The 9,912-nt window shown below is 71.9% G+C and carries 10 protein-coding genes; 6 read left to right on the plus strand and 4 right to left on the minus strand.

Annotated features, from left to right (window positions below; genetic code table 11):
- Window positions 1-70: 70 nt before the first annotated feature.
- Together ACZ5Y0_RS09110 and ACZ5Y0_RS09115 are read left to right on the plus strand one after the other, a co-directional pair.
- A complete protein-coding gene (locus tag ACZ5Y0_RS09110; protein WP_469127960.1) occupies window positions 71-868 on the plus strand; it encodes a VOC family protein in 798 nt (265 codons plus the stop codon).
- Between the two features lie 29 nt (window positions 869-897).
- Window positions 898-1,605 carry a ribonuclease H family protein gene (locus ACZ5Y0_RS09115; RefSeq protein WP_469127961.1) on the plus strand — a complete coding sequence of 236 codons (708 nt, stop codon included), beginning with the start codon at window positions 898-900 and terminating at the stop codon, window positions 1,603-1,605.
- A 15-nt stretch (window positions 1,606-1,620) separates the two neighbouring features.
- Here ACZ5Y0_RS09115 and ACZ5Y0_RS09120 read toward each other — a convergent pair whose 3' ends face one another.
- The 3 genes from ACZ5Y0_RS09120 to melC1 all read right to left on the minus strand — a co-directional run bounded on the left by ACZ5Y0_RS09120 (window position 1,621) and on the right by melC1 (window position 3,435).
- On the minus strand, window positions 1,621-2,073 hold the full coding sequence (locus tag ACZ5Y0_RS09120; protein ID WP_469127962.1) for an SRPBCC family protein: 453 nt from the start codon (window positions 2,071-2,073) through the stop codon (window positions 1,621-1,623).
- 75 nt (window positions 2,074-2,148) lie between these two features.
- Window positions 2,149-2,973, minus strand: a complete 825-nt coding sequence (melC2, locus tag ACZ5Y0_RS09125; protein ID WP_469127963.1) for a tyrosinase MelC2 — start codon at window positions 2,971-2,973, stop codon at window positions 2,149-2,151.
- Between the two features lie 33 nt (window positions 2,974-3,006).
- Window positions 3,007-3,435 (minus strand): apotyrosinase chaperone MelC1, encoded by a 429-nt coding sequence (melC1, locus tag ACZ5Y0_RS09130; RefSeq protein ID WP_469127964.1) that lies wholly within the window; start codon window positions 3,433-3,435, stop codon window positions 3,007-3,009.
- Window positions 3,436-3,782: 347 nt separating this feature from the next.
- Between melC1 and ACZ5Y0_RS09135 the strand changes: the two genes are divergently transcribed.
- From ACZ5Y0_RS09135 to ACZ5Y0_RS09145, 3 genes are all read left to right on the plus strand, one after another.
- Window positions 3,783-5,009 carry an FAD-dependent monooxygenase gene (locus ACZ5Y0_RS09135; protein WP_469127965.1) on the plus strand — a complete coding sequence of 409 codons (1,227 nt, stop codon included), beginning with the start codon at window positions 3,783-3,785 and terminating at the stop codon, window positions 5,007-5,009.
- A 462-nt stretch (window positions 5,010-5,471) separates the two neighbouring features.
- Complete coding sequence (locus ACZ5Y0_RS09140) at window positions 5,472-6,455, plus strand: aldo/keto reductase (RefSeq protein ID WP_469127966.1); 984 nt, start codon at window positions 5,472-5,474, stop codon at window positions 6,453-6,455.
- An 82-nt stretch (window positions 6,456-6,537) separates the two neighbouring features.
- Entirely contained in the window at window positions 6,538-7,032 is a 495-nt protein-coding gene (locus ACZ5Y0_RS09145) for a DUF6328 family protein (protein WP_469127967.1), read from the plus strand.
- Between the two features lie 198 nt (window positions 7,033-7,230).
- Here ACZ5Y0_RS09145 and ACZ5Y0_RS09150 read toward each other — a convergent pair whose 3' ends face one another.
- Entirely contained in the window at window positions 7,231-8,202 is a 972-nt protein-coding gene (locus ACZ5Y0_RS09150; RefSeq protein WP_469127968.1) for an LLM class F420-dependent oxidoreductase, read from the minus strand.
- A 105-nt stretch (window positions 8,203-8,307) separates the two neighbouring features.
- Between ACZ5Y0_RS09150 and ACZ5Y0_RS09155 the strand changes: the two genes are divergently transcribed.
- A complete protein-coding gene (locus tag ACZ5Y0_RS09155; protein WP_469127969.1) occupies window positions 8,308-9,747 on the plus strand; it encodes a serine hydrolase domain-containing protein in 1,440 nt (479 codons plus the stop codon).
- Window positions 9,748-9,912 lie beyond the last annotated feature (165 nt).

Consider the following 9,912-nt stretch of genomic DNA (forward strand, 5'->3'; position numbering starts at 1 on the left):
CGCGCGGGATGACAGACGGATGGCTAGCGTGAGGAAACGGACACCACCTTCAACCGGAAGGGCCGTCACCATGGCCGTGCAACCCGAGGGATCCCCCTGCTGGGCCGACGCGATGTTCACCGACGTGGAAGGCGCCAAGCGCTTCTACGGCGACGTCCTCGGCTGGACCTTCGGCGAGTCGTCGTCGGAGTACGGCCACTACACCCAGGCATACGCGAACGGCAGGGCGGTCGCCGCCGTCGTACCGCCCATGCCCGGCCAGGAGGGCCAGTCCGCCTGGTGCCTCTACCTCGCCGCCGAGGACGCCGCCGCCACGGCGGCGAAGATCCGCGAACACGGCGGCGAGGTGCTGATGGAGCCCATGCGGGTCGGCGAACTCGGCACCATGTGCCTGGCCCGCGAACCCAGCGGCGCCGTGTTCGGCGTGTGGCAGGCCGGCAGCCACGAGGGTTTCGAGGTGACGGGTGTGCCCGGCGCCTTCGCCTGGGCCGAGGTCTTCACCCGCGAACCGCGCGAGGCCGACACCTTCCTGTCCGCCGTGTACGGCTACCGGCAGCGGCAACTGGAGGACGAACAGGGCGACTTCCGCCTCTACGACCTGGGCGGGGAGCCCGTGCTCGGCCGGATGGCGATGGGCGAGGACTTCCCGCCCGAGGTCCCGTCCTACGTCAACGTGTACTTCACCGTCCCCGACTGCGACGACGCCGTGGCCAGGGCCGCCGAGCTCGGCGGCAGGCTCCGGTTCGGCCCCATGAGTACGCCGTTCGGCCGGTTCGCCGCCCTCACCGACCCGCAGGGCGCGAACTTCTCGGTGATCGACGTCACCACCACCGAGGGCGAGATGCCGCAGACCAGAGACGTCTCCTAGGCCGCGCAAGGCCCCGGCCGGGGCATGGCATGATCGTGCGCATGCGTGAACGAGTGGTGGCCGCGTGCGACGGGGCCTCGAAGGGAAACCCCGGTCCTGCGGCCTGGGCGTGGGTGATCTCCGACGACTCCGAGGCCCCCGCCCGTTGGGAGGCGGGCCCGCTGGGCAAGGCCACCAACAACGTCGCCGAACTCACCGCGCTGGAGCGCCTGCTGGCGGCCGTCGACCCCGACGTGCCGCTGGAGATCCGCATGGACTCGCAGTACGCCATGAAGGCCGTCACCACCTGGCTGCCCGGCTGGAAGCGCAACGGCTGGAAGACCGCCGCGGGCAAGCCGGTCGCCAACCAGGATCTGGTCGTGCGCATCGACGAACTGCTCGGCGGCCGCACGGTGGAGTTCCGTTACGTGCCCGCCCACCAGGTCGACGGCGACAGGCTGAACGACTTCGCGGACCGGGCCGCCAGCCAGGCGGCGATCGTGCAGGAACCGGCGGGCAGCGCCCTCGGTTCCCCCGAGCCGCCGCCCGCGCCCGACGCTCCGCCCAGGGCCGGCGCACGCCGCAAGGCCGCCGGGGGCGTATCGCCCCGGCGGCCCGGCGGTTCGTCCACCCGCACGATCAAGGCCAAGTTCCCCGGCCGCTGCATGTGCGGGCGCCCCTATGCGGCGGGCGAGCCGATCGCCAAGAACGATCAGGGCTGGGGCCACCCGGACTGCCGTACGGCCGCCGCCGGGTGACCTTGGCGGCGCGTGTCAGACGACCATGCCGCGCCAGCCGCCGGTCTCGGCACCGCGCTCCTCGATGAACTCCTTGAAGCGCTTGAGGTCGCCCTTGGTCTGCCGCTTCACGAAGCCGAGCTTGTCGCCCACGGTCTCGGCGAGGCCCTCCGGCTCGAAGGCCATCTGGAGCATCACCTTCGTGTGCTCGTCGTCGAGGCGGTGGAAGGTCACCACGCCGGCCTGCCGGGCCTCTCCGCCCACGGTCGTCCAGGCCACCCGCTCGTCCGGGATCTGCTCGGTGATCTCCGCGTCGAACTCGCGGTGCACGCCGTTGACGTCGGTGACCCAGTGGGTGAGGGTGTCGGTGCGCTGTTCGACGCGCTGCACCCCGCTCATGAACTCGGGGAACGTCTCGAACTGCGTCCACTGGTTGTAGGCCGTGTGCACCGGGACACTGACCTCGATGGACTCCTCGACCTGCGTCACGGTCGTCTCCTCCTCGTTCTCGTCGGGTACGTGGCGCTCGGGTACCCGTGACGCCGACGGTCAACCCGGCTGCGGTCAGGCGGTGTCGAAGGTGTAGTGCGGGGTGTGGTCGAGAAGGTCGGCCGGGGTGGTGTCGTTCCACGGCTTCATCGTCTCGCGCAGGTCCACCACGTCCGGCGTTCCCGCCGTCGGGACGTATCCCGCGCCCGGGTGCCGCCGCTGCCACTGCGCCCACAGCTTGTCGATGTAGGCGTGGTGCAGCCAGAACACCGGGTCGTTGGGGGAGACTCCGGTGGCCATCTGGCCGCCGACCCACACGTGCACCCGGTTGTGCAGATTGACGCCCCGCCACCCCTCCAGATGGTTGCGGAAACCGTCCGACCCGCTGTTCCAGGGCGCCATGTCGTAGGTCGGCATCGCCAGCACCGAGTCGACCTCGGCCCGCGTCGGCAGCTCACGCACACCCGCCCCCAACGCCCGCCGCAGATACGTCCGTCCGTCGACGCGCACCCCGATGGGCCAGTTGCCGGTGGACGCGGCGAACGGGCCGTCCATCACCCGGCCGTCCAGGCTGCGCCCGGTGCCGCCGAGGAAGTCCGGCGCCCACAGCGAGGAACGCGTCGAGCGGTCGACGGACCAGTCCCAGTACGGCAGGGCCACCGACGCGTCCACCGACTGGAGCGCCCGCTCGAACTCCAGCAGGAATCTGCGGTGCCAGGGCAGGAAGGACGGTGAACGGTGGCCGGTGCGCTCACCGGTGTCGGTGTCGCCGAGGATGAACGCGTTGTGCGTGGTGACGAAGGCGTCGTAGCGGCCGCTGCGCTTGAGCTCGAGGACGGCTGCGACGAAGCGGCGCTTCTCGTCGGCGGTCAGGGTCGCCTGGTTCTTACGGACGGTCATGTGCGTGGTGCTCCAAGTGGGCGCGGAGGATGGTCAGTTGGTGGGGAACGGGAGCAGCCGGGCGCCCCGCAGCTCGTCGACCGCGGCGCGCGCGGCGGCCCGCGGGGTCGGTACCGGGTCGTAGTGGCTGACCACGCTGATCCAGCTGCCGTCGGCGTTGCGCATGACGTGCAGCTCCACGCCGTCGACGAACACGGCGTAGCCGCCGCCGTGGTGACCCCCGCCGTGGTGACCTCCGCCGGCGGCCGGCCGGCCCTGTATCCGGCGCCCCTTGTAGACCTCGTCGAAGGAGTCGGGGGAAGCGTGGGAGCCCGAGGAGCCGGGGGAGCCTTGGGAGTCGGGCGCCACCGGGTGGTGATCGCCCATCGGGACGGCGCTTGCGGCAGCCGCCCCGCTGGTGCCGGCGGTCACGGCGAGGGCGGCCGCGGTGGTGAGCGCGCGACGACGGCTGAGTTCCGGCATGCGGGACCTCCTGGGGTGCGTGGGGTTGACGACCCCGCATGCCTATCGCCCGGCCGGAGAACGGGAGAAATCCCTCAGGACGGGTTGGCTCCGATCCGGACAATCAATTACAAGTCGTGCAATGTTGAATGAAGATGATCTTGCTGTCGGGTGGACCCCCGCCGGGCGGAACGGGCAATTCCTTGCCCTGGGGGAGGCCCTTTCGATGATCCTTGGCGCGCGACCGCTCCGCCGGTGGTGTGGCTCACGTGGAGAAAGTGACGGAATCACGAAGAAGACCCCGACCTGACCGCGCCCACCGACTGCTACTGTGCGTCGTCGAACGACCACTTCTCGTCATTCCGGGGGTGTGTGTGAAGGTCGCCTGCGTCGGCGGCGGGCCCGCCGGCCTGTACCTCTCCATCCTGCTCAAACGGCAGGACCCGTCCCACGACATCACCGTCCACGAGCGCGACCCGGAGGGGTCGACCTACGGCTGGGGTGTCACGTACTGGCGGGGGCTCCTCGAACAACTCCACGCCCGTGACCCCGAGTCGGCGCGCGCGATCGAGGCGCACTCCGTCCGCTGGAACCAGGGGGTCGCGCACGTACGCGACCTGGTGACCCGGCAGCCCGGCGACGAGGGCCACGGCATCGGCCGCCACAAGCTCCTGGAGATCCTCGCCGCCCGCGCCCGCGCACTCGGCGTACGTCTGGAGTTCGAGCACGAGATCGCCCCCGACAGTCCGCCCGAGGCGGATCTGGTCGTCGCCGCGGATGGCGTGCACAGTGCCCTGCGTACCCACCACGCCCGGCACTTCGGCACCGAGCTGACGCCCGGTCGCAATCCGTACGTCTGGCTCGGCACCACCAAGGTCTTCGACTCCTTCACCTTCGCCTTCGTGGAGACCGAGCACGGATGGATCTGGTGCTACGGCTATCCCTTCAGCTCCGAACGGAGCACCTGCGTCATCGAATGCGCCCCCGAGACCTGGACCGGCCTCGGTCTCGACCGGGCGGACGACGCCGACGGAACGGCGCGACTGGAGAAACTCTTCACGCACATCCTCGACGGCCACCCCCTGATCGGCCGCGCGTGCGGCGACGGCGGCGCCCCTTGGTCGACCTTCCGCACCCTCACGAACCGCACCTGGCACCGGGGCAACGTCGTCCTCCTCGGCGACGCCGCCCACACCACCCACTACTCCATCGGCGCCGGTACCACCCTCGCCCTGGAGGACGCCTTCGCCCTCGCCGACGCCCTGCGGGACCGCCCCCACCTCCCGCGGGCCCTGGTCCGCTACCAGCGCGACCGTACGGCGGCCCTGCTGACCCCGCAGAGCGCCGCCCGGCACAGCGCCCAGTGGTACGAGAACCTCACCCGTTACATCGACCTGCCGCCGGAGCAGATGTTCGCCCTGCTCGGGCAGCGTCACTCGCCTCTGCTGCCCTACGTCCCGCCCCAGCTGTACTACCGGCTCGACAAGGCCGCCGGGCAGCTGGAAGCCCTGCGCCGGCTCAAGCGCTGGCTCGGCCCCAGGCTCGCCCGGACCGCGCAGAGCGCCAAGGCCAGGACGCCGGCCTCCCGGAAGTGACCGACCGGAAGGACGGCGACGCCCCGCTGGAGGAACGGGGCGGCCAGAGGGCAACACCACCTCGTGCCGAGCCACCGGGAACGCGGCGCCGACCGACCCCTCCTGCGGATCGCGTCCGCCTCGGCTCCCGTCCGCGAAGTCGTCGCGAGGCCGAACCCCGGCACGGCGACCACCGCGGCATCCCGCACGCCGGCCTCCGCACCCGGGCCACCGAACGCCTCACCGACCCGACACGGGCCTGCGCGCCGAACAGGGGCCGTCGCCGCCTTGCTCGGTCTCGGCGTGAGGCGCGGCATCGCCCGCGGCTCCGAGCCGAGAACGGCCCACGCCGAGGAGAACGCCGACCGCCGCGGCCCGGCGGTGCGGGCACAGCTCGCCGGCCTCCCTCCCTGGACGAACCGCGGGCCGTAGGCCGGACCCTCCGGTTCCGCACCCGGCCGCCACGGGTGACAGACTGCCCCCATGGACGATCGCGAATTCGGCAGGTCTGGTCAGCACGCATCCGTCATCGGTCTCGGCACCTGGCAACTGGGCGCCGACTGGGGCGACGTCGACGACAAGCAGGCCCTGGCGGTGCTGGAGGCGGCCGCCGAGTCGGGCGTCACCTTCTTCGACACCGCCGACGTGTACGGCGACGGCCGCAGCGAGCAGACCATCGCCTCCTTCCTGAGCGGACGGCCCGACCTGCATGTGCTGGTCGCCACCAAGATGGGCCGCCGCGTCGACCAGATCCCCGAGAACTACGTCCTCGACAACTTCCGGGCCTGGAACGACCGATCGCGCCGCAACCTCGGCGTCGACCGCATCGACCTGGTGCAGCTGCACTGCCCGCCCACCTCCGTGTACTCCACGGACGAGGTCTTCGACGCCCTCGACACCCTGGTGGAGGAGGAGCGCATCGCCCACTACGGCGTCAGCGTGGAGACCTGCGCCGAGGCCCTCACCGCGATCGCCCGGCCGGGCGTGGCCAGCGTGCAGATCATCCTCAATCCGTTCCGCATGAAGCCGCTGTACGAGGTGCTCCCCGCGGCCCGCGAGGCCGGCGTCGGCATCATCGCCCGCGTCCCGCTCGCCTCCGGCCTGCTGTCCGGCAAGTACACCAAGGACACCGTCTTCCCGGAGAACGACCATCGCACCTACAACCGGCACGGCGAGTCCTTCGACCAGGGCGAGACCTTCTCCGGCGTGGACTACGCCACCGGCGTCGAGGCCGCCGCCGAGTTCTCCGCCCTCGCCCCCGAGGGGTACACCCCGGCCCAGCTGGCGCTGCGCTGGATCGTCCAGCAGCCGGGCGTGACCACGGTGATCCCCGGCGCCCGCTCGCCCGAGCAGGCCCGCGCCAACGCGGCCGCCGCCCGCCTGCCCGAGTTGTCCGAGCAGACCCTGGCGGCGATCCGGGACCTCTACGAGCGTCGCGTCAAGGAGCAGGTCGAGGGCCGCTGGTAGCACCGCCCGCGACAGGGAGGAGAAAAACGCCGATCAGCGGGTACTCGCCGAGGAGAACATTTACTCGAACCGGGGAGGACGCGTGGCCACCGCAGTGGGGGACGAACAGCGCAGAGGGCGCAACGAGACCGAGGAGGAGAGAGCCGACCGGATGTGGGGGGAACTGATCCAGGAGGTCCGTGTCGCGCAGACGGGCGTCCAGATCCTCTTCGGTTTCCTGCTCACCGTCGTCTTCACTCCGCGTTACGCCAGCCTCGGGGAGATCGACCACGCCATCTACATCGTGACGGTCGTCCTCGGCGCCTGCGCGACCGGCGCCCTGATAGGCCCGGTCTCCCTGCACCGTCTGGTCTCCGGGCGTCGGGTGAAGCCCCAGGCCGTCACCTGGGCCTCCCGGATGACCTTCACCGGCCTGATGCTGCTGCTCGCCACGATGACCTCGGCGCTGCTGCTGATCCTGCGGGTGGCGACCCACGACGCCTTCGTGCCCTACCTGGTCACCGGGGTCGTCCTCTGGTACCTGCTGTTCTGGTTCGGCGTCCCGCTGTGGACCCGGCGCCGCTACACGTCCCGCTGAGCACCCCTCCCTCAGCACCGGCGGAGGCCGAGCGGAGAACTCCGCTCGGCCTCCGCCGTACGTCTGTGTCCGCCGCCGTATTCCTGCGGCTCCGCTCGCGGTGACGACCACCCGGCCCCGCCTCCCGCCCACGCCCGTCATGCCGGCGGAGGGCCGGGCCTTGCCGGGTCGCGCAGGGGTGGGACGGACCGGCGCGGGTCAGGCGAAGGCGTCGCGCAGCGCGGGCAGCAGCGTCTTCTCCGACCAGTCCAGATACGCCGACTGCGCGTCGCCCCCGATCTGCACCAGGGCGATCTCGGTGAACCCGGCCTCCGCGTACGGGCGGACCGCCTCGACGAAGGCTTCCGGGTCGTCACCGCAGGGGATCGACGCGGCCACGTCGTCCGGGGTGACGAACTGGGTCGCCGCCTCGAAGGAGTCCGGATGCGGCAGCTCGGAGTTCACCTTCCAGCCGCTGCCGAACCACCGGAACTGGGCGTGCGCCCGTTTCAGCGCGGTGTCCGGGTCGGGGTCGTAGGAGACCGGCAGCTGGCCCACACGCGGCTTGCCCGCACCGCCGTGCCGGTCGAAGGTCTCCAGCAGCCCCGACTTCGGCTCGGTGGCGATCACCAGGTCGGCCAGGCGGCCGGCGAGCGCGCACGACCGCTCCCCGGAGACCGCGATGCCGATCTCGGGCGGCTGGTCGGGCAGGTCCCACAGGCGGGCCGAGTCGACGTCGAAGTGTGTGCCGTGATGCGTCACGTGCCCGCCTTCGAACAGCGCGCGGATGATTTCCACGGCCTCCTCGAGCATCTCGTGCCGCACGTCCACGGACGGCCAGCCACCGCCCACCACGTGCTCGTTGAGGTTCTCCCCGGAGCCCAGCCCCAGCCGGAAGCGGCCCTCGGACAGCAACTGCATGGTGGCCGCCTTCTGCGCCACGATCGCCGGGTGGTAGCGGACCGTGGGACAGGTCACGTACGTCATCAGTGGGATGCGCGAGGTGGCCTGGGCGGCGGCGCCTAGCACGCTCCACGCGTACGGCGAATGGCCCTGCGACCGCAGCCACGGGAAGTAGTGGTCCGAGGTCACCGAGAAGTCGAAACCGACTTCCTCGGCCCGCACCACATGGTCGACCAGTTCACGGGGGCCGGCCTGTTCGGTCATCATCGTGTATCCGATTCGCACCATGTGTGCCGGGTCCCCAGGTGGACGGGGAGGAAACGGGCCACGGTCGGGTCGGGAAATCCCCCCGTGCCACCGGTGCCCGCCGGCGCACGGGGAAGGATGCGGGGCATGAGCGCCCGCCCTCTGCCCGTCAGCACCCCGTCCGCCCAGGGCGTCGACGCCTCGGGCGTCCTCGCCTTCCTCGACGCCGTCGACGCGGCCGAGGCCATCGAGCCGCACAGCCTCATGGTGCTGCGGCACGGTCACGTCGTCGCCGCCGGTTGGTGGGCGCCGTACGCGCCCGACCGTCTCCACCTGCTGTACTCGCTCAGCAAGAGCTTCACCTCCACCGCCGCCGGGTTCGCCGTGGCCGAGGGGCTGATCGGGCTCGACGACCCGGTGATCTCCTTCTTCCCGGAGTTCGACGCCGACATCACCGACCCGCGCAGCCGCGCGATGCGGGTGCGGCACGTGGCGTCGATGGCGAGCGGGCACGAGGCCGAGACCCTGGACCGGGCCCGCGCGCTCGACCGCGGCGACCTCGTCCGCGGCTTCCTGCTGCTGCCGCCGGACCGCGACCCGGGCACCGTCTTCGCCTACAACCAGCCCGCCACCTACACCCTCGCCGCGATCCTCCAGCGTGTCACCGGCCAGTCGCTCACCGGCTACCTACGCCCCCGGCTGCTGGACCCGCTCGGCTTCGGCGAGGTCGCCTGGCTGACCGATCGGAGAGGCCGCGAGCTGGGCTTCAGCGGACTGCACGGCACCACCGACGCGATCGCCCGGCTCGGTCAGTTCCACCTGGACCAAGGCGCCTGGGAGGGCCGGCGGCTGCTGTCGCGGGAGTGGATCGCCGAGGCGACCCGCGAGCACATTCCCACCGCGGGCGCCATGGGCGGCACCGACCGGCAGGACTGGGACCGTGGGTACGGCCTCCAGTTCTGGCGGTCCCGGCACGGCTACCGCGGCGACGGCGCCTACGGCCAGTTCTGCCTCGTCCTGCCCGAGCACGACGCCGTCGTCGCCACGACCGCCGCCACCGCCGACATGCAGGGCCTGCTGAACCTCGTCTGGGAACACCTCCTGCCGGCGTTCCGCCCGGCCCCGCTGCCGGGTGACCAGGACGCCGAACCGGCCCTCGCCGACCGCCTCACCCGCCTCGCCCTGGCACCCGCTCCGGGCGATCCCGCACCGCCGGAACGCCCACGCGACTGGTCGGGAGCCGCCTTCACCCCGTACGGCGGTGTCTGCGCCGACCAGCCGAGCCTCACCGGTGCCACCGTCACGGCGGACGGGGACGGCTGGACGCTGATCCTCGACGAGGGCGACCAGCGCCTCGCACCCCGCCTGGGTCCCGGCGCCTGGACCGTGACCGAGGAGCCGGTGCCCCTCGCGGCGAGCGGCGGCTGGAGCGACGCCGACACCCTCACCGTGGACCTGGCCTTCCTGGAGACCCCGCACCGGCTCCGGTTGACCTGCTCGCTCCCCGACCGCACCTTCACCGCCCGCTGGGCCACCCAGCCACTGCACGGCGGACCGCTGCGACGGCTACGCGCGCCGCGAGGCTGAGGCCCTGTCGTCCGGGCCGGCCCGCCCACGACGACAGGCCCGGATTCGCCCCGGACGGGCCTGGGCCGCCCACGACGACAGGCCCGGATTCGCCCCGGACGGGCCTGGGCCGCCCACGACGACAGGCCCGGATTCGCCCCGGACGGGCCTGGGCCGCCCACGAAC

The organism is Streptomyces sp. NPDC033216, from assembly GCF_055577115.1.